The following is a 23,324-nucleotide window of genomic DNA, read 5'->3' on the forward strand; positions in this document are numbered from 1 at the left end:
CGCACATGCCATCCGTCCCCAGTGCCACGCTGCGCCAACAACGTCTTGGCGCGGAGCTGCGCAAGCTACGGGAACGCGCCGGGCTCACCTCGACCAGGGCCGCTGCGCTTCTCGGCGTCCCTCAGGCCCGGATCAGCAACATCGAGGCCGGACGCTATGCCGTGAGCGCCGATCGTGTGCGTACGTTGGCGCGCACCTACAGCTGCCCGGATGCGGCACACGTCGACGCTCTCGCCGGAATGACGGGTGCGAGGAAGCGTGGTTGGTGGGAGGAGTACCGGGACGACCTCCCGTCCGGTCTCCTCGACCTCGCGGAGCTCGAACACCACGCCCGCGCGATGCGGGTCGCCGTGACGGTCCACATGCCGGGCCTGCTGCAGACTCCCGAACACGCCCGCGCCACCATGCGCGAGGTCGTCCCGCCGCTGCGCCCGTACGAGATCGAGCACCGCGTCTCCTACCGCGTGAAGCGCCAGGTCGTGCTCTTCGAAGATCGTCCCACCCCGTACACGGCCGTCGTCCACGAAGCCGCTCTGCGCATGGGCTTCGGCGGTACGGAAGTCGCCCGTGCCCAGCTTCGGTACTTGCTGGAGATGAGTCAGGAGCCGACCATCACCGTGCTGGTCCTGCCCTTCGGGCAGACGGGCTTTCCCGCCGCGGGGCAGCCCATCACCTATGCGACGGGTCCCGTTGCCCAGCTCGACACGGTAGTGCTGGACACCGACCACGGTTGCGACTTCCTTGACGCCGAGGCGCAGCTTCAGCGCTACCGCTCCGTACTGGACCGCATGGAGTCGCGCGCCCTGCCGCGCGGGCAGTCCCGAGACCTCATTCACCGTATCGTCAAAGAACTCTGAGGAGACGTCATGCCCGAGCCTGCCTGGCACAAGTCCACTCACAGCGCCGAGGCGGCCAACTGCCTGGAGATAGCCGACACCCCCCTCGCCGTTCATGTGCGGGACTCCAAGGTGCCGGCCGGTCCCCGGCTCTCCTTCCCGCCCGACGCCTGGGCCGGGTTCCTGTCCTTCGCGGTGCAGGAGGAGGCGGGTCGGTCCGGGGTTGGGCCGCAGGCGTGCTGACGCAGCGGATGGGGCGGGCCTCGCGCGATCCTGAACTCGACGTTCGCATTTTCCGGAAGTCCGCCGAACCGCCCCCGCCGCACCCCACCGTTCGACATGCTGGGGCCATGACCGATATCGGGGACGCGTTGTGGAATGCCGCGATCGGCCCGTCCGACTACGCGGAGGCCAACGACCGGTACCGTCAGGCGATACTCGAACAGTACAAACTCTGTGTGGAGACGGCCGACCGGGTCAGTGCCCGGCGCAACCTGACCAACACGTTCTTCCTGTCGCTCAACAGTGCGGTCGTGACGGTGGTCGCGGCCGTGTCGACCGGCGCGCTGTCTGAAATGCCCGTTCTGCTCCTTCTGGTGGGGCTGATCATCCTGCTCGCCCAGTGCGCTGCCTGGTTCGTCGTCGTGCGGTCGTACCGACAGCTCAACTCCGCCAAGTGGGCCGTCATCGGAGCCCTCGAAGAGCGGCTGCCGGCGTTCGTGTACTCCCGGGCGGAGTGGGGAGCGCTCGGCGAGGGCCGCGACTGGCGCCGGTACCTGCCGCTGACCTACGTCGAGCAGTGGGTGCCGGTCATCTTCGGCGTCTCCTACGTCGTGGGCTTCTGCGCCCTCGCGGCCATGTGAGCGGTCACGACAGCGAGTGGGGATAGCGGGCCGAGAACCCGAGGCCGGACAGCTCCCGTTCGGTGGTGGCGAGCGCCGCCTCAAGCGCCCGCCGGTAGAGGCGCATCGTGTTCTTGCGGCCGCGGCGTCCCTTGACGAACCACCACCGCAGCTGCGCCGTTTCCTCCGGTTTCGACCTGTGGTACTTCAGCACCTGGGTCCGCTCGTGCAGGATCCGCTCCACCTGGAGGACGCTCAGCGGATCGACGTCGTCGATGGATCCCGCGAACTCCTGCAGGGCGGCGGCGATCACGCAGGCGTCCTGGAACGCGGACGGAAAGTCCTCCCGGTAGAGGCGGTACGGCGGCAGGACGACGGTCAGCCGGGTCTGGAGGTTGTGCTGGGTGATCTGGTCGATCTCCCATTTGAGGGCGTCGCGGATGCCCTGCCCCGGCGGCAGGATCAGCACGATGGAGTGCGCGCGGCGGATGAGGGCGTGCACGGCGCTCTGCCACTGGTCGTGGGGTGCCCGCATGTATGTGGGACCGGGAGGCGCGAGCCGCCGGTCCTGGTCCACCAGCGCGTAGGTCTTCAGCCGGAGTCTCTTCCGCGCGGCCCGGGCGATGACCTGTTCGATGGTCGACGCACCGTGCAAACCGTGCGGCAGTACCACCTCGCCGTCGGCGCCGAAGGGCCGCAGGATGAGGCAGAATTCCTGGTCGGAATCGATCAGCGGCCCGAGGACTTCCGTGTACGGCTTCGTCTCGGCGGAGCGCTTGTACCGGCCCCAGCTGAGGGCGATGGGAATCCCGATCAGTGCGAAGTAGAAGAGGGGTCGCACGAACGTCAGTGGATCGAAGTAGAAGCCGTATCGCTGATGCAGCGACAGCAGCTTGAGACCGAGTACCAGGATGACGACCACGAGCAGGAGCTGCACCACGCCGCTCCACCGCAGTCCACGCCACAGCTTGCGCCCCCGCATGGGCAAGAACGTAGCGCAGCACCAGGACGCGGTCCAGGCGCACCGCGCCAACAAGGCTGCCCAGAAGGGGGATTGAGCCCGTAGCCCTGGGTGGGCGGTGGGAGGTCGGGCAGCCGGGGCGGGCCCGCGATAGGATCCGTGACCTGCTGAGAAGTCAATGGCCGATGGGGAGGGAACGTGACGACCCTTGCGGTGACCGGACACATGGACCTGACCGAGGACAGCGTCCCGCTGGTCCGCACCGCTCTGGACAAGCTCCTGGACCTGTACGCCGACGACACGCTCGTCGGGATCTCCTGTATCGCCAAGGGCTCCGACACCCTCTTCGCACAAGCCGTCCTCGCCGTCGGCGGACGGCTGATCGTCGTCATGCCCTCCCGGGACTACCGGCGCAGCACCGTCGAGCAGGACGACGCGCCCGTCTTCGACCAACTCGTCGAAGCCGCCGGCGAAGTCGTCGTCCTGCCCCACGAGGTCGCCGATCGACAGGCGTACGACGCCGCCAACCGCGTGCTCCTGGAGCGTGCCGACCGCCTCGTCGCCGTATGGAACGGCGAACCGCCCAGCGGTAAGGGCGGCGGCACCGCCGACACGGTCCTCGCGGCGCGGGCGGCGGGCATCCCGGTCGACGTGGTCTGGCCCGACGGGGCCGAGCGCCAGGGCTGACAACGCGCTTTCAGGGGTCAGCCGTGCGTGGTCGCAGGACGGTCGCGTTCCGCGAGCTGTTCCGGGGCTTGCGGCTCGGAGCCGCCGGCGCTGGTGGCACCGTGCTCGTGCGCCGCCGCCCCACCCACCCGGTGGACGGAAACTGCAACACCCGCGCGGAATCCGTCGCACTTTGCCGGACCCCACCCGAGACCCCCACCTCGCTTCCCCCCGCCCCTCCCGCCCAGCGCATCCGTTCCGCGGCGGTACGAGGGGTTCCGGGCGCGGGAGCGGGCAGGCACTGTGAAAGGGCGACTGCGTGAGGGCGACTGCTCCTACCTAGGCGGGTGACAGGCACATGGCACTTCGTACGGCCACGGCCCCGTACGAGCTGCGGTTCGACACCGGACGGATCTGCCTGGACCTCCTGGCGACCGCGCACCCGGTCGAACGGCTCGACGCCCCGCCCCCGCTGCGCGCCTGGATCACCGGATGCGCGCTGGTGCCGCCGGGCACCCCGCTGGAGGCGGTCGACCCCTCCTGGATCGCGGCGTTCCGGGAACTGCGTTCCTGCGTGGAGAAGTTGGTGGGCGCCTGGCTGAGCGGGGACTCCCGGCCGTACGACCGAGCCCTGGCCCGGATCAACGTGCTGGCCCGGGCCGAGCCCCCCGCGCCGCGCGCGGTGCGCGGGGAGGACGGCTCGCTCACCCGCGAGCTGGCCGAGCCGCCCGAGTGTGCCGCGCTGCTCGCGGCCGTCGCGCGGGACGCGGTGGAACTGCTCACCGACCCCGAGGCGCGAGCCGGGCTGCGCCAGTGCGCGGGCGACGGTTGCGCGATCGTCTACCTGGACACCTCCCGGGGGCGCAGGAGGCGCTGGTGCAGCAGTGAGGTGTGCGGGAACCGGGAGAGGGTCGCCCGCCACCGCCGCCGGGCAGCGCTCACCCGCGCCTGAGCGCCTCGCGGGCCCCGCCGGCCCGGGGCGGGCTTCGCCGCCCGCCGAGCTCGTCCGGGTGGCTGCCGGTCTCAGCCGACCCAGGAGCCGGTCATCGTCTGCACGGAGGAGCCGTCGAGGTCCGTCAGCTTCGAGCCCACGAAGGCGCGCGCGGTGTCGGAGGTGAGCGTGCGGAAGGCGGGGCGCTCGGCCGCGATCAGTTCCGCGATCTGCTCGCCCACCTCCTCCGAGGTCTGCGCCGCGCCGAACATGGCGCGGACGTGCTCCAGATAGCCCGACAGGGCCGGCGCGTACGGTCCGGCCTGCTCCAGAACGTCGGCCTCCAGGCCCACGTTGCTGACGAACTCGCTGGCCACCGCGCCCGGTTCGATCACACCGACCGAGACGCCGACCGTGGCCGCGACCGGCGCCAGCGACTCCATGAAGCCCTCCACCGCGAACTTGGCCGCGCAGTAGGCCTCGTTGAAGGGCTGGCCGATGACGCCGCCGACGCTCGTCACGGTCAGCACGCGGCCCCCGCTCGCCCGCAGCAGGGGCAGGGCGGCCCGCGTGACGTGAAGCACGCCGAAGAAGTTGACCTCCATGACGGCGCGCACGTCCTCGACGCTCTCCTGTTCCAGAGTGCCGATGTGGCCCGCGCCCGCGTTGTTGACCAGCGCGTCCAGCCGGTCGACGCCTGCCAGGCACGCCTCGGTGGCGGCGGGGTCGGTCACGTCCAGGGCGCGGACGTCGACGGCGACCCCGGCCGCCTCGGCCGCCGCGCGCAGCGGACCGGCCTTGGCGGTGTCGCGCATGGTGGCGATCACGTGCCAGCCGCTCCGCGCGGCTGCGACGGCGGCGGCCAGGCCGATGCCGGAGGACGTGCCGGTGATCAGGACGGTCTTGGTGCTCATCGCGGAACCTCTCGTTTGCTTATGCCTCATAACTAATATGAAGCATAACTATGGTGCCTCATATTTGAGCGTGTCAAGCACATCGCTACGCTGGACGGCATGTCCCAGCCATCGGATGAGCTCACCAGGCAGATCACCGGTCTCTTCGCGGCCGTCAACCGTCGCTACGCGCAGGAGTCCGAGGCCGCGGCGGCGGTGCACGACCTGACCCCGCTCCAGGCCAAGGCGCTGCTGGCCGCCGGGGAGCCCGTCCCGACGCGGCAGATCGCCGACCGGCTGCACGCGGAGCCGTCCAACGTGACGGCGATCATCGACCGGCTGGAGTCCCGCGGCCTGATCGAGCGAAGTCCGGATCCGGCCGACCGCCGTATCAAGCGCGTCGCCGCCAGCGGGACCGGCCGCACCGTCGCCGCCGACCTCCGCAGCCGCATGCCCTTCGCCGCCGACCCCCTGGCCCGGCTCACCGTGCAGCAGCGCGAGGTCCTCCGGGAGTTGCTGGAACTGATCCTGGAGGCCTGACGGCCGTTCGGTTCCCGCGGCGGGCCGCGATCCCGGACGTGATGTCGGTTACACGTGTGCCCCCGGCCCTCGGCGGAAGGCGTCGCGCGGGCCCTGTCCCGTGCGGCGGAAATGTGGAGAAAGAGCGGGGGGAATGTGCAGGCATGTCCCGCTCGTGAGGTCGCCGTGCAGAAATCCGCCGCTGTGCTTTGAACATCGCGGGACCCGGGGCCGTACCCGTGGGCGAGCGACCGACTGGGGGAACCCCCGGACATCGGAGGTGGGCGTGCGCAAGGATTCCGTCGTGGCCAATGAACGTGGATCGAGGGCCCGACATCGCGCTTCCCAGCCCTCGGAACCAGACGAGGAGCTGATGCGCGCCCTGTACCGCGAGCACGCCGGACCGCTGCTCGCTTACGTGCTGCGCCTGGTCGCGGGGGATCGGCAGCGCGCCGAGGACGTGGTGCAGGAGACGCTCATCCGTGCCTGGAAGAACGCCGGTCAGCTCAATCGAGCGACCGGATCGGTACGCCCCTGGCTGGTGACGGTCGCGCGCCGCATCGTCATCGACGGCCACCGCAGCCGGCAGGCCCGGCCGCAGGAGGTCGATCCGTCGCCGCTGGAGGTCATCCCCGCGGAGGACGAGATCGACAAGGCGCTGTGGCTGATGACGCTGTCTGACGCGCTCGACGACCTGACCCCGGCCCACAGGGAGGTACTCGTCGAGACGTACTTCAAAGGGCGTACCGTCAACGAGGCGGCGCAGACGCTGGGCATACCCAGCGGCACCGTCCGCTCAAGGGTTTTCTACGCTCTGCGGTCGATGAAGCTGGCACTGGAGGAGCGGGGGGTGACGGCGTGACGAGCGGGTACGGGGGAATGCCGGGATTCGGAACGGGTGGTCCGGGTATGTCTGGCCCCATGAGCCCCACGCAGGGATCTTCGGTGCCCAACGAGCACGAGACCGTCGGCGCCTACGCCCTCGGCCTGCTGGACGACGCCGAGGCAACCGCTTTCGAGGCGCATCTCGCCGGCTGCGAGTGGTGTGCCCAGCAACTCGACGAACTGGCCGGCATGGAGCCCGTGCTGGCCGCGCTCGCCGACCTTCCGGGGGCCGGCACGCCCGCCATCGGCGAGTCCCTCTCGGCCCGGCCCACCCCGCGGGTGGCGGAGAAGCTCGTCGACGAGGTGGCCGAGCGGCGCGCCCGCAAGCGCCGGCGCAACCTCTACATGGTGGCGGCAGCCGGTGCGCTGATCGCCGGCGGGCCGTTCGTCGCCGTGGCGACCACCGGCGGCGGCTCCGGCGGGAACGTGGCGGCATCCGCCGTCAACCCCGCCAAGACCCTGTTCGCCACCATGACCGACAAGGCCAGCGCGACGGATCCGGCGACCCACGCGAGCGCGACCGTCGGGATGGCCCGCAAGGACTGGGGCACCCAGGCGGTGCTGGAGCTGAAGAACGTCAAGGGGCCGCTGCGCTGCTCCCTGGTCGCGGTCGGCAAGAACGGCGAACGCGAGACCCTCTCGTCCTGGTCCGTTCCCAACTGGGGGTACGGCATTCCCGACGCCACCAGGGAAGAGGCCAAGAACCCGCTCTACATCGGCGGCGGTGCGGCCTTCCAGCCCAACGAGATCGACCACTTCGAGGTGACGACCTTCGACGGGCAGAAGCTCGTCGAGGTGGATTCGTAGCCTCCCGGGGCCCCCTTCGCGTACGGTTGACGGCTGCCCAGCACGTCAGAAGGGGGCCCGGTGGCCGCTCAGGCTCAACAATCCGCGGTCGGCCCGGTTCACGACTCCGCCCGCGATTCGGCGCGTGACCGGGAGATCAGCGTCGAACAGGAACACCTGGACCGGGTGTACCGGCGTCTGGAGGAGAAGATCCACGAGGCCGAGTTCCTGATGAACGACGCGGCCCAGCGCGGCCAGGTGGGCACGCCCGGCGCCCTCGCCGAGCGGGACGCGCAGGTCTTCCGGGCCGGCGTCCACCTCAACCGGCTGAACAACGAGTTCGAGGACTTCCTCTTCGGGCGGATCGACCTGCTCCTCGGCAAGGACGGCGAGAAGGGTCCCGACGGCGCCTACACCGCCGTGGAGCCCGCCGAGGGAGCGGTGCGGCCCGACCGTACCGCCGACATCGCCGAGACCCTGCACATCGGACGCATCGGAGTGCTCGACCAGGACTACACGCCGCTGGTCATCGACTGGCGCGCCCCCGCCGCCGCGCCGTTCTACCGCTCCACTCCGGTCGACCCCGGCCGGGTCGTGCGGCGCCGGGTCATCCGCTCCAAGGGGCGCCGGGTGCTCGGCGTCGAGGACGACCTGATGCGGCCCGAGCTGACGGCGTACCTCGACGGCGGCGAACTGGCCGTCGTCGGCGACGGCGCGCTGATGGCCGCGCTCGGCCGGGCCCGCGGCCACACCATGCAGGACATCGTCGCCTCCATCCAGGTCGAGCAGGACCTCGTCATCCGCGCACCCGCCTCCTCGGTGACGTACGTCGAGGGCGGGCCCGGCACCGGGAAGACGGCCGTCGCCCTGCACCGCGCCGCCTACCTGCTCTACCGGGACCGGCGCCGCTACGCGGGCGGCATCCTCATCGTCTCCCCGACCCCGCTGCTGGTGGCGTACACCGAAGGGGTGCTGCCCTCCCTCGGGGAGGAGGGGCAGGTCGCCGTCCGGGCGATCGGCTCACTGGCCGTCGACACGGTCGGCGCCGAGGCCACCCTCCACGACTCCCCGGCCACGGCCCGCACCAAGGGCTCGGCGCGCATGCTGAAGGTGCTCCGCAAGGCCGCCCGCGGTGCCCTGGAGACGGACGGCGCGCCGACCCGGCTGCGCGTGGTCGCCTTCGGACGCCGGCTCGAACTGGAAGCCGGGGAACTGGAGCGGGTCCGCCGGTCCGCGCTCGGCGGCACCGCACCGGTCAACCTGCTGCGCCCGCGCGCCCGCAAGCTGCTCCTGGACGCCCTGTGGGAGCGGTCGGGGGCAGAAGCCCGGCACGCCGACCCGGAACTCGCCGCCGAGCTGCGCTCCTCCTTCGACGAGGACGTCACCGGCGAGGACTCCTTCACCGCCTTCCTCGACGCCTGGTGGCCGGAGTTGACCCCGCGCGCCGTGCTCGCGGCCATGGCGGACGACAAGCGCCTCGGCCGTTGGGGCCGCCGGGTGCTCAACCCCGGAGAGATCCGCAGGGTGGCCCGGTCGCTGCGCCGGGACGGGTACTCCGTGCACGACGTCGCCCTGCTCGACGAACTCCACGCGATCCTCGGCGTGCCGGCCCGCCCGCGGAAGAAGCGCGAACTCGACCCGCTGGACCAGCTCACCGGACTTCAGGAGCTGATGCCGGTGCGCGAGGAGTCGCAGCGCGAGCGGGCCGAGCGGCTCGCCGCCGAACGCGTCGAGTACGCGCACGTCATCGTCGACGAGGCACAGGACCTCACGCCGATGCAGTGGCGCATGGTCGGCCGCCGCGGCCGGCACGCCACCTGGACGGTCGTCGGGGACCCGGCGCAGTCCTCCTGGTCGGACCCGGAGGAGGCGGCCGAGGCCCGCGACGAGGCCCTGGGCACCCGGACGTACGGGCAGGGCCGCCCGTCGTCCCGGGGCCGCCGCTTCCGGCTCACCGTCAACTACCGCAACCCCTCGGAGATCGCCGAGCTGGCCGCGAAGGTGCTCGCCCTGGCCATGCCCGGCGCGGAGTCCCCGTCGGCGGTGCGTTCCACCGGCGTGGAGCCGCGCTTCACCGTCGCGGGGGACTCGCTCGCCGAGACCGTGCGCGGGGAGGCCGCGCGGCTGCTGGAGCAGGTGGACGGGACCGTCGGGGTGGTCGTCGCCATGCAGCGCCGTGAGGAGGCCGCCCGCTGGCTGGCCGGTCTGGGCGACCGGGTGGTGGCCCTGGGCAGCCTGGAGGCCAAGGGCCTGGAGTACGACGCGACCGTCGTCGTCTCGCCCGCGGAGATCGCCGACGAGTCCCCGGCCGGGCTGCGGGTGCTGTACGTGGCGCTCACCCGGGCCACCCGGCAGCTCACCGTGGTGTCGGGGGAGCGGGACGAGCCGGACGGGAACGGGGTGCCGGATCTGCTGCGGGACTGACTCCCGCCGGGGGGAATGGCCTTGCGGGATCCGTTTGTTAGCCTGGACGTGGCACCGGCCCGATCCAAGCCCCCGGGCCCAACCATAGTCGCTGCGAGCGACCACTTGCCGCGAGGCGAGCATGGCGGGTCGGTGCCGTCAGGCATCCGGAGAGGCCCACGTCACAGTGTGACGTGGGCCTCTCCCTTTGGTGGTGCGGCCACCTTCCCCCATCCCGGGTTCTCTCGTATGGTGGAATTACTTTTCCGAAAGTGCCCCCTTCAGTGCCCCCTCCGGGGTGCGGCGGGATCGCCCGCCCGTGAACAAAACGTCCGCAATCCAGAGCGGCTACCGCGTACCCGGCGGTAGGTGCGACGATCGGACGGCACGACTTCGCGACACCGTGAAAGCAGAGGAAGCGGCCATGGCAACGGCGCCCAGCGTCTCCTACTCGATGACGATCCGGCTGGAGGTGCCCGCGAGCGGAACCGCCGTCTCGCAGCTCACCACGGTCGTGGAGTCCTCCGGAGGCTCGGTCACCGGCCTCGACGTCACCGCCTCCGGGCACGAGAAGCTCCGCATCGACGTCACCATCGCCGCCTCCTCCACCGCGCACGCCGACGAGATCGTCCAGAAGCTCCGCGGCGTCGACGGCATCGTGCTGGGCAAGGTCTCGGACCGCACCTTCCTGATGCACCTCGGCGGCAAGATCGAGATGCAGTCCAAGCACCCCATCCGCAACCGCGACGACCTCTCCATGGTCTACACGCCCGGTGTGGCCCGGGTGTGCACGGCGATCGCCGAGAACCCCGACGACGCCCGCCGCCTCACCATCAAGCGCAACTCCGTCGCGGTCGTGACGGACGGCTCCGCCGTGCTCGGCCTGGGCAACATCGGCCCGAAGGCCGCCCTCCCCGTGATGGAGGGCAAGGCGGCGCTGTTCAAGCGGTTCGCCGGGATCGACGCCTGGCCGCTGTGCCTGGACACCCAGGACACCGACGCCATCGTCGAGATCGTCAAGGCCATCGCCCCCGGTTTCGCCGGCATCAACCTGGAGGACATCTCCGCACCCCGCTGCTTCGAGATCGAGGCGCGGCTGCGGGAGGCCCTCGACATCCCGGTCTTCCACGACGACCAGCACGGCACCGCCATCGTCGTGCTCGCCGCCCTGACCAACGCCCTCCGCGTGGTCGGCAAGGGCATCGGGGACGTCCGGGTGGTCATGTCCGGTGCCGGCGCGGCCGGCACCGCCATCCTGAAACTGCTGCTCGCCGCCGGGGTCAAGAACGCCGTCGTCGCCGACATCCACGGCGTCGTCCACGCCGGACGCGAGGACCTGGTGGCCGCGCCCGCCGACTCGCCGCTGCGCTGGATCGCCGACAACACCAACCCCGAGAACCTCACGGGCACCCTCAAGGAGGCCGTCCGAGACGCCGACGTCTTCATCGGCGTCTCCGCCCCGAACGTACTGGACGGCGACGACGTGGCCACCATGGCGGACGGCGCCATCGTGTTCGCGCTCGCGAACCCGGACCCCGAGGTGGACCCCGCGATCGCCCGCCAGACGGCGGCGGTCGTCGCCACCGGCCGCTCCGACTTCCCCAACCAGATCAACAACGTGCTGGTCTTCCCCGGTGTCTTCCGCGGCCTGCTGGACGCCCAGTCCCGCACCGTCAACACCGAGATGATGCTCGCGGCCGCGAAGGCGCTGGCGGACGTGGTGACCGAGGACGAGCTGAACCCCAACTACATCGTGCCGAGCGTCTTCAACGACAAGGTGGCCGGAGCCGTCGCCGGCGCGGTGCGCGACGCGGCGAAGGCGGCCGGCGCCACCGTCTGAGCCCGCGACCCGCGCCCCACCCGCGCCCCGACCCGCCCCACCGCCGCCCCCGCGGAGCTGTGAGGCTCGCCACGAGGGGCCGCGAAACCGGCGCGTCGCGGAACCGGCGCGCCCCGGCCGCCCTCTAGGGTGGACGGCCGGGTAGGCGCTTTTCGTGTGACCCCCAAGGGTGTTCTCACGAGTCCTGCGGACGCCGGATTGGCTTTACCGCCGCAGGTAGGGGCAGGATGCGTCCCTGGGCGCGAGCGTCCGACGGCGGACCCCGACCCCGGGGACCGTCCGAGGGACCTGGCAGCATCGGCTTCGCTGTGCCCGACAGGCGGCTTGACCGCGTGGCACGCCCCAACGGCAAGAAGAACACGGGAGTAACAACATGAACCGCAGTGAGCTGGTGGCCGCGCTGGCCGACCGCGCCGAGGTGACCCGCAAGGACGCCGACGCCGTGCTGGCCGCGTTCGCCGACGTCGTCGGCGATGTCGTCTCCAAGGGGGACGAGAAGGTCACCATCCCCGGCTTCCTCACCTTCGAGCGCACCCACCGTGCCGCTCGCACCGCCCGCAACCCGCAGACCGGCGAGCCGATCCAGATCCCGGCCGGCTACAGCGTCAAGGTCTCCGCGGGCTCCAAGCTCAAGGAAGCCGCCAAGGGCAAGTGACCCTGCCGCGCGTGCACCGCGGGACGGTGCACGCGGCGCAGTGACGCCGAAGGGGCGGCCACCCGGTACCGGGCGGCCGCCCCTTCGCCGTGCGCCGGGCCGTTCCCCGTCAGCCGAGGGCCTTGCCGGGCAGCTCCACCTTCGCTCCCAGCTCCACCAGCTTCTCCATGAAGTTCTCGTAGCCCCGGTTGATCAGATCGATGCCGTGCACCCGGGACGTGCCCTGGGCGGCCAGCGCCGCGATGAGGTAGGAGAAACCGCCGCGCAGGTCCGGGATGACCAGGTCGGCGCCCTGCAGCCGGGTCGGCCCGGAGACCACCGCCGAATGCAGGAAGTTGCGCTGGCCGAAACGGCAGTCGGAACCGCCCAGGCACTCCCGGTAGAGCTGGATGTGCGCGCCCATCTGGTTCAGGGCCGAGGTGAAGCCGAGCCGGGACTCGTAGACCGTCTCGTGGATGATGGACAGCCCCGTCGCCTGCGTCAGGGCCACCACCAGCGGCTGCTGCCAGTCCGTCTGGAAGCCCGGGTGGACGTCCGTCTCCAGCGCTATCGACTCCAGCCGCCCGCCCGGATGCCAGAACCGGATGCCCTCGTCCTCGATCTCGAAGGCGCCGCCGACCTTCCGGAAGGTGTTCAGGAAGGTCATCATCGACCGCTGCTGGGCGCCCCGGATGTAGATGTCGCCCTCGGTCGCCAGCGCCGCCGACGCCCAGGACGCGGCCTCCAGGCGGTCCGAAAGGGCGCGGTGGGTGTAGCCGCCGAGCCTGTCCACACCGGTCACCCGGATGGTGCGGTCGGTGTCCATCGCGATGATCGCGCCCATCTTCTGCAGTACGCAGATCAGGTCCTCGATCTCGGGCTCCACGGCCGCGTTGGACAGCTCCGTCACGCCCTCCGCCAGCACCGCGGTCAGCAGCACCTGCTCCGTCGCGCCGACCGACGGGTACGGCAGCCGGATCTTCGTGCCCCGCAGGCCCTTCGGCGCCTCCAGGTACTGCCCGCCCGCCCGCTTCTCGATGACCGCGCCGAACTGCCGCAGCACGTCGAAGTGGAAGTCGATGGGACGGCCGCCGATGTCGCAACCGCCCAGGCCGGGGATGAAGGCGTGCCCCAGCCGGTGCAGCAGCGGACCGCAGAACAGGATCGGTATCCGGCTCGACCCCGCGTGGGCGTCGATGTCCGCCACGTTGGCGCTCTCCACCCGGGTCGGGTCGAGGACCAGCTCGCCCGGCTCCTCACCCGGGCGGACCGACACCCCGTGCAGTTGCAGCAGACCGCGGACGACTCTCACGTCACGGATGTCCGGAACGTTGCGCAGCCGGCTCGGTTCCTCGCCCAGCAGCGCGGCGACCATGGCCTTGGGCACGAGGTTCTTCGCACCGCGGACACGGATCTCGCCCTGCAGCGGGGTGCCGCCGTGGACAAGCAGGACATCGTCGTTGACGGTCATGTATCTCGCGTTCCGATGAGTCGGGCAGGGGGGTGAAGAGACAGAGTAATAGCCACCGGCCCCCCTGCCGTAAGCCCGAGGACGCACTCGGCCGTCATAGGTCTGTCACAACACGAACCGTCCCCGGGCGGGCACACGAGGTCACCCCGGCCGCCGTGCGCAGGCGGCGCTCCCGTGCGCCCCGCCCCGCTTCCGCACCGCTCGCACCGTTGCCTCCCCGCGCCCGGCCAAGATGCGGGATCATGTCTGGCATGACCGAGGTGTCCTCGCTCACAGGACGGCTGCTCGTGGCCACGCCCGCCCTGGCGGACCCGAACTTCGACCGCGCGGTGGTGCTGCTCCTCGACCACGACGAGGAGGGCTCCCTCGGCGTCGTCCTCAACCGCCCCACCCCCGTGGACGTGGGCGACATCCTGGAGGGCTGGGCCGACCTCGCGGGCGAACCCGGAGTCGTCTTCCAGGGCGGCCCCGTCTCCCTCGACTCCGCGCTCGGCGTCGCCGTCATCCCCGGCGGCAGCGCCGCGGAGGCCGCCCCGCTGGGCTGGCGGCGGGTGCACGGCGCGATCGGCCTGGTCGACCTGGAGGCCCCGCCCGAGCTGCTCGCCTCCGCCCTCGGCTCGCTGCGGATCTTCGCCGGGTACGCCGGCTGGGGCCCCGGCCAGCTCGAGGACGAACTGACGGACGGCGCCTGGTACGTGGTGGAGTCCGAGCCGGGCGACGTCTCCTCGCCGGCCCCGGAGCGACTGTGGCGCTCGGTGCTGCGGCGCCAGCGCAGCGAGCTGGCGATGGTCGCCACCTACCCCGACGACCCTTCGCTCAACTGATGCCCGCGCGCTTCGCTACCCTTGGCGGTTATGAGCACTCTCGAGCCCGAGCGCGGGACTGGTACCGGGACCCTCGTAGAGCCGACACCGCAGGTCTCCCACGGCGACGGTGACCACGAGCGCTTCGCCCACTACGTCCAGAAGGACAAGATCATGGCGAGCGCCCTCGACGGGACCCCCGTCGTGGCGCTGTGCGGGAAGGTGTGGGTGCCGGGCCGCGACCCGAAGAAGTACCCCGTCTGCCCCATGTGCAAGGAGATCTACGAGTCCATGAACGGCGGCGACGACGAGGGCAAGGGCGGCGACAAGTAGCCCGCGGGCCCTCCCGCCCGACCCTCACGGGCCCTCCCGGAGCGCCCCCGCCGCGCCCGGGGGCCCGTGCGAGCGCCCGGCCCCGGAACCGCGGCCGCACCCGTCGCCCGGTGACCGCTCCCCGCCCGGTGTCCGCTCCCCCGCCCGGTGAACGCTCCCCGTTCGGCGTGCGCTCCCCGGTCGCGGTCCTGCCCGGCCCGCGTCCTCCTCCCGCCCGGTGTCTCCCCCGCCTCACCCGGCGCGGCTCCTGGCGCACCCGCACGAAACGCGGCCACCGCGCCTCGCCGCTGTGGGACGACGCACCGCACGGCGGCCACTACGGCCCGGACGACATCCGCGAGATCGTCGCCTACGCCGCCGACCGGCACGTCACCGTCGTCCCGGAGATCGGCGTACCGGGCCACTCGCAGGCCGCCATCGCCGCCCACCCGGAACTCGGCAACACCGACGTCGTCGACACGACCGCCCTCGCCGTCCGGGACACCTGGGGCGTCAACCCCCACGTGCTCGCCCCGACCGAGGACACCCTGCGCTTCTACGAGGGGGTCCTGGAGGAGGTGCTGGAGCTGTTCCCCTCGCGGTACGTGCACGTCGGGGGAGACGAGTGCCCCAAGGACGAGTGGCGGGCCTCGCCGACCGCCCGGGCCCGCGTCAAGGAGCTCGGGCCGGCCGACGAGGACGCCCTGCAGTCCTGGTTCGTCGGGCACTTCGCGGCCTGGCTGGCAGCGCGCGGACGCCGGCTGATCGGCTGGGACGAGATCCTCCGGGGCGGGCTCGCCGAGGGCGCGGCGGTGTCCTCCTGGCGGGGCTACGCGGGCGGGATCGCGGCCGCCCGGGCCGGACACGACGTGGTGATGTGCCCCGAGCAGCACGTGTACCTGGACCACCGGCAGGCGCCCGGGGACGAGGAGCCCGTCCCGATCGGCCACGTGCGCACCCTGGAGAACGTCTACCGCTTCGAGCCGGTACCGCCCGAGCTGACGGGCGAACAGGCCCGGCACGTGCTGGGCACGCAGGCCAACATGTGGACGGAGGTGACGGAGGACCAGAGGCGCGTGGACTACCAGACGTTCCCCCGGCTGGCCGCGTTCGCCGAGGTGGCCTGGAGCGCGCTGCCCGCCCCGCGGGCACGCGACTTCGCCGACTTCGAGCGCCGGATGACCGCGCACTACCGGCGCCTCGACGCCCTCGGCGTCGCCTACCGGCCGGCGGAGGGGCCCCGGCCGCGGCAGCAGCGCCCGGGTGTACCCGGGCGGCCCCTCGACGGCCCACCCCCGCACCGGTAGGGGCTGCCACCGGCAGGGGCCGCCCTGCACCGGTAGGGGTTGCCCCCGCGCCTGTAGGGGTCGCTCCCGCACCGGTAGGGGTTCCCCGCCCCTGCCGGCCACCGTGCCGCCGCCCGTCCGTCACCGCGTCGCCGCCCGCCGGCCGCCGCGCCGGCACGGGCACCCGCCCGCCGCCGCCCGTCCGCCCGGTCTCCGCCCTGCCGACACCCGCCGGTCACCGCACCGGTGGCGGCGGAGGCCGCGCCCCGCGCTCCCGGCGGGGCGGTCACCCCGAACACGGGGTCGGAAAAACCCCGGCAGGGTCACCGAAGAGTGGCAATTCGAGCGCATCGCCGATGCTGTGCGAAAGCGGACCATCTCCACGGTGAAATGGGCGAACACCTCCTAGCGGACCCCTGTCCTCGGCCCTTGCGAAGATGTGCCAGAGTTGCCACGTCCGGCCTGTCAGCACGTACCGTACGGCGCAACAGGTGGGACCAGGTGGGGGCAGCGGGAAGGGGCAGCCGGTTTTGACCACGCACGCACCGCAGGCGGCGCAATCCGTCACGCTGCCCACGACGCTGGACGAGGCGGTGGCCGCGCTGGCCGCCATGCCCGCCGCCGTCCCCGTCGCCGGCGGCACCGATCTGATGGCCGCGGTCAACTCCGGCCGGCTCCGGCCCACCGCACTGGTCGGCCTCAACCGCATCAGCGAGATCCGCGGCTGGCAGTACCAGGACGGCCACGCCCTGCTGGGCGCCGGCCTCACCCACGCCCGCATGGGCCGCCCCGACTTCGCCGCCCTCATCCCCGCCCTGGCCGCCGCCGCGCGCGCCGCGGGGCCGCCGCACATCCGCAACGCCGGCACCCTCGGCGGCAGCATCGCCTCGGCCGCCCCCACCGGCGACGCGCTGCCCGTGCTGGCGGCGCTCGAGGCGACGCTGATCGTCGCCGGACCGGGCGGCGCCCGCCGCGAGGTACCGGTGTCGCACCTGCTGGCCGGGGTGGAGATGCTGCGCGGCGGCGAACTCATCGGCTTCGTGCGCGTCCCGCTGCTGCATGCGCCGCAGGTCTTCCTGAAGGCGACCGGAAGGACCGGCCCCGGGCGGGCGGTCGCCTCCGTCGCGCTGGTCCTCGACCCCGCCCGGCGCGGGGTCCGCTGCGCTGTCGGAGCCATAGCACCGATGCCGCTGCGGCCGCTGGAGGCGGAGCAGTGGGTCGCCGGGCTCATCGACTGGGACAACGACCGCGTCCTCGTCCCCGAGGCCCTGCACGCCTTCGGCGAGTACGTCGCCGCGGCCTGCATCCCCGATCCGGCCCCCGCCGAGGACGGCACCGTGGAGCAGCTCCCGCCCGCCGTACTGCACCTGCGGCGCACCGTCGCCGCGCTGGCCCGACGAGCACTGGGGAGGGCGCTCTCGTGACCGACGAACAGCAGGGACGGGGCACACCGCAGGGCGGCGGCCGCTGGGACCCGCTGCCCCAGGGCGACTACGACGACGGCGCCACCGCCTTCGTCAGGCTGCCCGAGGGCGGCGTCGACGCACTCGCGTCCGGCGACAGCCCGCTCGCCGCGCCCGGCCACGGCTACGTGCCGCCGCAGATAACGGTCGCCTCCGCCGCGACCGCGGGCACCGACCCGGCCGCGACCGGTAGCTGGACGATGCCCGCCGTGCCCGCGGACGGCGACCGGTGGCCCGACCCGCCGGCCGCCGCCGGGTACGAAGCGCCGCAGGGACCCGAGGGCGACCGCTTCCCCCACCATCCCGGCGGCACCGGCCAGTGGACCTTCGAGGACCCCGCCGCGCCCGACCCCGCCGCGCCCGACCGTGCCGCGCCGGAACCCGCGCCCGGCAGCGACGTGACCGGGCAGTGGTCGATCCCGGTCGCCGGCGGCGACCTTCCCGACGAGTCCGGCGAGTTCACGGCCTCCTCCCTGACCGAGCAGTGGGGCGGCGGCAGCCCGCCCGCGACCCTTCCCGGCGGCGCCACCGCGCCCTGGGCGCACGACCGGCCGGAACACCCCTGGGCGGAACGGGAGGCGGAGGCGGGCCCCGGGGCGCCGCCCGCCGACGGGCGCACCGGCGGGCACCCCGCGGACCGGGCGCACCCCGCCGACGAGGGCCGGACCGACCGGGCCGGGTCGGCGGGCGGGGCCGGGCGGTACCCGGACGCCGGGAACCCCGACGCACCGGGGCGGTCGGCACCGCACCACCCGGCGCACGGGCAGGCGCCCCCGCCGCACCAACTGCAGGGCCCCGCCGAGCCGTACGGTGCCCCGTACGGCGCCGACCCCTACGGTGCCGAACCCCACGGACGGGAGCCGTACGGGGAGCGCACGCACGCCCCCGGCGCCACGGTGCCCGGAGGGGGCCCCGAGCACCGCGGGGCGGAAACCGACCCCGCCCGGCAGGGTCCCGGTTCCGCCGGCGCGGGCCGCGGACACGGAGCCGCGGACCGGGAGGGCTCCGCGGAACCCCGGACACCCGGCCACGCGCCCGTGCCCGGCTCGGGGGAGGGGGCCTTCGACTCTTCCGGCCCCGCCGCCCCCTCCGGCCCTTCAGGCTCCTCCGACCCGACCGGACCGACCGCTCCCGCCGACCCGACCGGACCGACCGACCCGACCGGACCGACCGGAGAGCGCGCGGAGCACACGTCCGCACCGGACGAGTCCCCCGCCGGACCGGTCGACCGGGCAGCCGCGGAGACCGGCGGCGCACCGCGACCGGACTCCGCCCCCCGGGCGCACGAGCCGACGGCCGCCGGCGCCGACGCACCGGCAGCCCTCCCCCCGGACCCCGGCCCGACCGCCCTCGGGGAGACAGCCCTCGGGGAGACCGCCTCCGAGGAGACCGCACCGCCGCTGGACGCCCCCGCGCCCGCCCCGGAGGAGCACCCGCTGGCCTCCTTCGTGCTGCGCGTCAACGGCACCGAGCGCCCCGTCGCCGACGCCTGGATCGGCGAGTCGCTGCTGTACGTGCTGCGCGAGCGGCTCGGCCTCGCGGGCGCCAAGGACGGCTGCTCGCAGGGCGAGTGCGGCGCGTGCAACGTGCAGGTCGACGGGCGGCTCGTGGCGTCCTGCCTGGTGCCGGCCGTCACCGCCGCCGGCAGTGAGGTCCGCACCGTCGAGGGGCTGGCCGCCGACGGCCGTCCCTCGGACGTGCAGCGGGCCCTAGCCCGGTGCGGCGCGGTGCAGTGCGGCTTCTGCGTACCCGGTATCGCGATGACCGTGCACGACCTGCTGGAGGGCAACCCGGCTCCCGGCGAACGGGAGACCCGCCAGGCCCTGTGCGGCAACCTGTGCCGCTGCTCCGGCTACCGGGGCGTCCTGGACGCCGTCCAGGAGGTCGTCGCCGAACGCGAGGCCGCGCACGCCGCAGCCGACGCGGACGGCGGGACGGACGAGGCGCGCATCCCGCAGCAGGCGGGCCCGGGCGCCGGCGGGGTCCGGCCGAGCGCGTTCGGAGCGCCGGGTGCCGAGGGGCCGCACGAGGAGACGTACGGCCGGGGACAGGACGGAGGCCAGGCGTGAGCGAAGAAGCCGCCACCGTGACGGGCGCCGCGGAGGCAGTATCCGCCCCGGAGCCCGTCCCGCACGGCCTGGGCGCCTCCCTGCCGCCCGCCGACGCCCGCGCCAAGACCGAGGGCACCTTCCCCTACGCGGCCGACCTCTGGGCCGAGGGACTGCTGTGGGCGGCCGTACTGCGCTCCCCGCACCCGCACGCGCGCATCGTGTCCGTCGACACCGGCCACGCCCGCGAGATGCCCGGCGTGCGAGCCGTCCTGACGCACGAGGACGTCCCCGGCACCTCGCGGTACGGCCGAGGCAGGGCCGACCGCCCGGTCTTCGCCTCCGACGTCGTCCGCCACCACGGCGAACCGATCGCGGCGGTCGCCGCCGACCACCCCGACACCGCGCGGATGGCCGCCGCCGCCATCATCGTCGAGTACGAGGTGCTCGACCCGGTCACCGACCCCGAACAGGCCTTCGAGGCCGAGCCGCTGCACCCCGACGGCAACCTGATCCGGCACATCCCGCTGCGCCACGGCGACCCGGACGCGGTCGGCGAGATCGTCGCCGAGGGCCTCTACCGCATCGGCCGGCAGGATCCGGCACCGATCGGCGCCGAGGCCGGCCTCGCCGTGCCCCGCCCGGACGGCGGGGTCGAGCTGTACACCGCCTCCACCGACCCGCACGCCGACCGCGACGCGCTCGCCGCCTGCTTCGGTCTGGAACCGGAACGGGTGAAGATCGTCGTCACCGGCGTCCCGGGCGCCACGGCCGACCGCGAGGACCGGGGTTTCCAGCTCCCGCTCGGGCTGCTGGCGCTGCGCACCGGCTGCCCGGTCAAACTCACGGCGACCCGCGAGGAGTCCTTCCTCGGCCACGCCCACCGCCACCCCACCCTGCTGCGCTACCGCCACCACGCGGACGCCGAGGGCAGGCTGGTGAAGGTGGAGGCGCAGATCCTGCTCGACGCGGGCGCCTACGCGGACACCTCGGCCGAAGCGCTCGCCGCCGCGGTCTCCTTCGCCTGCGGCCCGTACGTCGTACCGCACGCCTTCATCGAGGGCTGGGCCGTACGCACCAACAACCCGCCGTCCGGGCACGTGCGGGGCGAGGGCGCGATGCAGGTCTGCGCCGCCTACGAGGCGCAGATGGACAAGCTGGCGAAGAAGCTCGGCCTGGACCCGGACGAACTGCGCCTGCGCAACGTGCTCGCCACCGGCGACGTCCTGCCCACCGGGCAGACGGTGACCTGCCCCGCGCCGGTCGCGGAACTCCTCCAGGCGGTACGCGACTTCCCCCTCCCACCGCTGCCCAAGGACACCCCCGAGGAGGAGTGGCTGCTGCCCGGCGGCCCCGAGGGCGCGGGCGAACCGGGCGCGGTGCGCCGGGGCGTCGGCTACGGCCTCGGCATGGTGCACATGCTCGGCGCGGAGGGCGCGGACGAGGTCTCCACGGCGACCGTGAAGGTCCACGACGGCGTGGCGACGGTGCTGTGCGCGGCGGTGGAGACCGGGCAGGGCTTCACCACGCTCGCCCGGCAGATCGTCCAGGACACCCTCGGCATAGACGAGGTGCACGTGGCGCCCGTCGACACCGACCAGCCCCCCGCGGGCCCGGGCTGCCGCGGGCGGCACACCTGGGTGTCGGGCGGCGCGGTGGAACGCGCGGCGAAGATGGTCCGCACCCAACTGCTCCAGCCCCTCGCGCACAAGTTCGGCATGTCCACCGAGTTGCTGCAGATCACCGACGGCAGGATCACCTCGTACGACGGTGTCCTGTCGACCACGGTCACCGAGGCGATGGACGGCAAGGAGCTGTGGGCGACGGCCCAGTGCCGGCCGCACCCGACCGAGCCGCTGGACGAGGCCGGGCAGGGCGACGCCTTCGTCGGCATGTCGTTCTGCGCGGTCCGCGCCGTCGTCGACGTGGACGTCGAGATCGGCTCGGTGCGGGTGGTGGAACTGGCGGTCGCCCAGGACGTGGGCCGGGTGCTGAACCCCGCACAGCTCACCGCGCGGATCGAGGCGGGCGTCACCCAGGGCGTCGGCATCGCGCTGACGGAGAACCTGCGCAGCCCGCGCGGCCTGATCCGCCACCCCGACCTGACCGGCTACGCCCTCCCGACGGCCCTGGACGCCCCGGACATCCGGATCGTGAAACTCGTCGAGGAACGCGATGTGGTCGCCCCCTTCGGCGCGAAGACGGTCAGCGCGGTGCCGGTGGTGACCTCCCCCGCGGCCATCGCCTCCGCGGTGCGCGCGGCGACCGGACGTCCCGTCAACCGCCTCCCGATCCGCCCGCAGGCCGCGGTCGTGACGGCGCCGCGGTCGTGACGGCGCCGGGGTCCTGGCGCCGCCGCCGTCCTGACGGCTCCGCGGTCCCGGAACGATCCGGGCTCGCGGGCAACGCCGGGAGGTCTCCGGGCGTCTGAGAGGACGAGGGCCGCTGTCAGTGGCGAGCCGTAGTGTGGCGGTCGGTGGAACAGCCCCTCCCCGCCCGGGGGGCCGGGAACTGTCACGCACGGGGGAACCATGAGCACCATCACTCTCACCCAGGACCGTCCGGCCCTGCGCACACCGGCGGGCCCGCACACCCGGTCGGGCCTGTCGCTGGACCTGCCGGCCCGCCTCCTCGACGAGGCTTTCGGCCGCGGCCGCGTGGTCCGCTTCGAGGACCTCGACTTCCCGCCCGCGCTCGGCCACGGGCCGACCCGGCGCTTCCTGCGCGAGGTGGGCCTGCCGGAGGAGGCCGCAGGCTTCCGCCTGGACCTGGACGCGCCGCTGCGCACGCTCGCGGAGTACGCCGCGGACGAGTTCCCGGCCCCGTGCGCCCTCCCGTCCGGCCCGCACCGGCTGATACGGCTCGCCCGCCTCACGCACGACACCAGCGCCGTCCTGGTCGCGGCGACGGGCGAGGTACTGCGCTGGCACGAGCGGGACGCGCTGCTGACCGCCCTGGAGCCGGACGTGTCCTCGCTGGCGTTCTCGCTGTGGCGGTCGGCCCGAGTGGTACTGCTCTGACCCCACACGGCGGTACCATTCTGGTATGGCGATGAACCTGCGTCTCCGCGACGACCAGACGGAAGCCCTGAAGCTGCGCGCCGAGGAAGAGGGCGTCAGCATGCACGCCATAGTGCTGCGGGCCGTGGACGACTACATGGCCAGGACGGCGCACGAGGCGCTGGTCCGCAAGGCGGCCAAGGAGCAGACCGCCAAGTGGGCCGAACTGCTGGAGCGGCTCAAGTGACCTCCGTCTACCTGTCGGCCGAGGACGCCCTGGCCGTCGCGGAGCAGGCCGTCGACGACCAAGGCGTCCTCGTCCGCGACGTCGGCCTGTTGGAGTCGGCCGTGCACCGCCCTTCCGCCGCGATGTTCGGCCAGGAGGCGTACCCGGACCTCTTCGGCAAGGCGGCTGCGCTGCTGCAGTCGCTCGCGGTCAACCACCCCTTCGTCGACGGGAACAAGCGCACCGCCTGGGTGTCCTGTGTCGTCTTCCTGGCGCTCAACGAGGTGCAGTTGCGACCGGACATCGACGCGGCCGAGCGACTGGTCGTCGCCGTGTCCACCGGAGCCCTGGACGAGCTCAAGGCGATCGCCGAGGCCCTGCGGGAGTTGGCCGAGCCGCCGATGTGACCTGAATCCCACCCGCGCACCACCAGGCCCCGTTCGCGCGTGGACGGGGTCGGGGCGCCGGTAGGGTGGCCCGGTTGTCATACGTAGCCGCCGCCCTACCCCCGTACGGAGAC

The 23,324-nt window shown here is 73.1% G+C and carries 22 protein-coding genes and 1 pseudogene; 20 read left to right on the plus strand and 3 right to left on the minus strand.

The genetic code is table 11. From position 1 onward, the window contains the following. The first annotated feature begins 5 nt into the window (after positions 1 to 5). The 3 genes from ACL02U_RS15320 to ACL02U_RS15330 all read left to right on the plus strand — a co-directional run bounded on the left by ACL02U_RS15320 (position 6) and on the right by ACL02U_RS15330 (position 1,699). The gene (locus ACL02U_RS15320; RefSeq protein WP_412791366.1) at positions 6 to 857 is read left to right on the plus strand and encodes a helix-turn-helix domain-containing protein; all 852 of its coding nucleotides are present in this window, start codon (positions 6 to 8) and stop codon (positions 855 to 857) included. Between the two features lie 9 nt (positions 858 to 866). Further along, complete coding sequence (locus ACL02U_RS15325; RefSeq protein ID WP_412791367.1) at positions 867 to 1,079, plus strand: DUF397 domain-containing protein; 213 nt, start codon at positions 867 to 869, stop codon at positions 1,077 to 1,079. A gap of 107 nt (positions 1,080 to 1,186) precedes the next feature. Further along, on the plus strand, positions 1,187 to 1,699 hold the full coding sequence (locus ACL02U_RS15330) for a hypothetical protein (RefSeq protein WP_412791368.1): 513 nt from the start codon (positions 1,187 to 1,189) through the stop codon (positions 1,697 to 1,699). Positions 1,700 to 1,703: 4 nt separating this feature from the next. On the opposite strand, the gene ACL02U_RS15335 is transcribed toward ACL02U_RS15330, so the two are convergent. After that, entirely contained in the window at positions 1,704 to 2,660 is a 957-nt protein-coding gene (locus ACL02U_RS15335) for a hypothetical protein (RefSeq protein WP_412791369.1), read from the minus strand. 177 nt (positions 2,661 to 2,837) lie between these two features. On the opposite strand from ACL02U_RS15335, the gene ACL02U_RS15340 reads away from it, so the two are divergent. Next, complete coding sequence (locus tag ACL02U_RS15340) at positions 2,838 to 3,326, plus strand: hypothetical protein (RefSeq protein ID WP_412791370.1); 489 nt, start codon at positions 2,838 to 2,840, stop codon at positions 3,324 to 3,326. Positions 3,327 to 3,663: 337 nt separating this feature from the next. Further along, positions 3,664 to 4,257 carry a CGNR zinc finger domain-containing protein gene (locus ACL02U_RS15345; protein ID WP_412791371.1) on the plus strand — a complete coding sequence of 198 codons (594 nt, stop codon included), beginning with the start codon at positions 3,664 to 3,666 and terminating at the stop codon, positions 4,255 to 4,257. Between the two features lie 71 nt (positions 4,258 to 4,328). Here the strand turns inward: ACL02U_RS15345 and ACL02U_RS15350 are convergent, their stop codons facing one another. Then, a complete protein-coding gene (locus ACL02U_RS15350) occupies positions 4,329 to 5,150 on the minus strand; it encodes an SDR family oxidoreductase (protein ID WP_412791372.1) in 822 nt (273 codons plus the stop codon). Between the two features lie 99 nt (positions 5,151 to 5,249). On the opposite strand from ACL02U_RS15350, the gene ACL02U_RS15355 reads away from it, so the two are divergent. The 6 genes from ACL02U_RS15355 (at position 5,250) to ACL02U_RS15380 (ending at position 12,217) form a co-directional block, all read left to right on the plus strand. Beyond that, positions 5,250 to 5,669 (plus strand): MarR family winged helix-turn-helix transcriptional regulator, encoded by a 420-nt coding sequence (locus tag ACL02U_RS15355; protein ID WP_412791373.1) that lies wholly within the window; start codon positions 5,250 to 5,252, stop codon positions 5,667 to 5,669. Between the two features lie 259 nt (positions 5,670 to 5,928). Beyond that, positions 5,929 to 6,510 (plus strand): sigma-70 family RNA polymerase sigma factor, encoded by a 582-nt coding sequence (locus tag ACL02U_RS15360; protein WP_205384041.1) that lies wholly within the window; start codon positions 5,929 to 5,931, stop codon positions 6,508 to 6,510. 59 nt (positions 6,511 to 6,569) lie between these two features. After that, entirely contained in the window at positions 6,570 to 7,340 is a 771-nt protein-coding gene (locus tag ACL02U_RS15365; protein WP_412791374.1) for an anti-sigma factor family protein, read from the plus strand. Positions 7,341 to 7,400: 60 nt separating this feature from the next. After that, positions 7,401 to 9,743: a HelD family protein gene (locus tag ACL02U_RS15370; protein WP_412791375.1), complete on the plus strand. Its 2,343-nt coding sequence runs from the start codon at positions 7,401 to 7,403 to the stop codon at positions 9,741 to 9,743. A 403-nt stretch (positions 9,744 to 10,146) separates the two neighbouring features. Next, a complete protein-coding gene (locus tag ACL02U_RS15375) occupies positions 10,147 to 11,562 on the plus strand; it encodes an NAD-dependent malic enzyme (RefSeq protein ID WP_412791376.1) in 1,416 nt (471 codons plus the stop codon). 373 nt (positions 11,563 to 11,935) lie between these two features. After that, a complete protein-coding gene (locus ACL02U_RS15380; protein ID WP_276107279.1) occupies positions 11,936 to 12,217 on the plus strand; it encodes an HU family DNA-binding protein in 282 nt (93 codons plus the stop codon). 109 nt (positions 12,218 to 12,326) lie between these two features. On the opposite strand, the gene murA is transcribed toward ACL02U_RS15380, so the two are convergent. After that, positions 12,327 to 13,667, minus strand: coding sequence for a UDP-N-acetylglucosamine 1-carboxyvinyltransferase (gene murA, locus ACL02U_RS15385; protein ID WP_412791377.1), 1,341 nt, complete (start codon positions 13,665 to 13,667; stop codon positions 12,327 to 12,329). A gap of 251 nt (positions 13,668 to 13,918) precedes the next feature. On the opposite strand from murA, the gene ACL02U_RS15390 reads away from it, so the two are divergent. The 9 genes and pseudogenes from ACL02U_RS15390 (at position 13,919) to ACL02U_RS15430 (ending at position 23,211) form a co-directional block, all read left to right on the plus strand. Beyond that, complete coding sequence (locus ACL02U_RS15390; RefSeq protein ID WP_412791378.1) at positions 13,919 to 14,491, plus strand: YqgE/AlgH family protein; 573 nt, start codon at positions 13,919 to 13,921, stop codon at positions 14,489 to 14,491. Between the two features lie 30 nt (positions 14,492 to 14,521). Continuing rightward, positions 14,522 to 14,803, plus strand: a complete 282-nt coding sequence (locus ACL02U_RS15395) for a DUF3039 domain-containing protein (protein WP_412791379.1) — start codon at positions 14,522 to 14,524, stop codon at positions 14,801 to 14,803. 224 nt (positions 14,804 to 15,027) lie between these two features. Beyond that, positions 15,028 to 16,089, plus strand: a pseudogene (locus ACL02U_RS15400) (beta-N-acetylhexosaminidase); the annotation flags it as partial. Positions 16,090 to 16,598: 509 nt separating this feature from the next. Next, positions 16,599 to 17,492 (plus strand): FAD binding domain-containing protein, encoded by an 894-nt coding sequence (locus tag ACL02U_RS15405; RefSeq protein WP_412791380.1) that lies wholly within the window; start codon positions 16,599 to 16,601, stop codon positions 17,490 to 17,492. After that, positions 17,489 to 19,600 (plus strand): 2Fe-2S iron-sulfur cluster-binding protein, encoded by a 2,112-nt coding sequence (locus ACL02U_RS15410; protein ID WP_412791381.1) that lies wholly within the window; start codon positions 17,489 to 17,491, stop codon positions 19,598 to 19,600. The genes ACL02U_RS15405 and ACL02U_RS15410 overlap by 4 nt, the downstream gene beginning before the upstream one ends. Next, complete coding sequence (locus ACL02U_RS15415; RefSeq protein ID WP_412791382.1) at positions 19,597 to 21,912, plus strand: xanthine dehydrogenase family protein molybdopterin-binding subunit; 2,316 nt, start codon at positions 19,597 to 19,599, stop codon at positions 21,910 to 21,912. The genes ACL02U_RS15410 and ACL02U_RS15415 overlap by 4 nt, the downstream gene beginning before the upstream one ends. A 198-nt stretch (positions 21,913 to 22,110) precedes the next feature. Continuing rightward, entirely contained in the window at positions 22,111 to 22,599 is a 489-nt protein-coding gene (locus ACL02U_RS15420; RefSeq protein WP_412791383.1) for an SUKH-4 family immunity protein, read from the plus strand. 25 nt (positions 22,600 to 22,624) lie between these two features. Next, positions 22,625 to 22,825, plus strand: coding sequence for a CopG family transcriptional regulator (locus tag ACL02U_RS15425; protein WP_412791384.1), 201 nt, complete (start codon positions 22,625 to 22,627; stop codon positions 22,823 to 22,825). Further along, complete coding sequence (locus ACL02U_RS15430; RefSeq protein ID WP_412791385.1) at positions 22,822 to 23,211, plus strand: type II toxin-antitoxin system death-on-curing family toxin; 390 nt, start codon at positions 22,822 to 22,824, stop codon at positions 23,209 to 23,211. The genes ACL02U_RS15425 and ACL02U_RS15430 overlap by 4 nt, the downstream gene beginning before the upstream one ends. Positions 23,212 to 23,324 lie beyond the last annotated feature (113 nt).

The sequence above is a fragment of the Streptomyces sp. MS06 genome, from assembly GCF_047200655.1.
GTDB lineage: Bacteria > Actinomycetota > Actinomycetes > Streptomycetales > Streptomycetaceae > Streptomyces.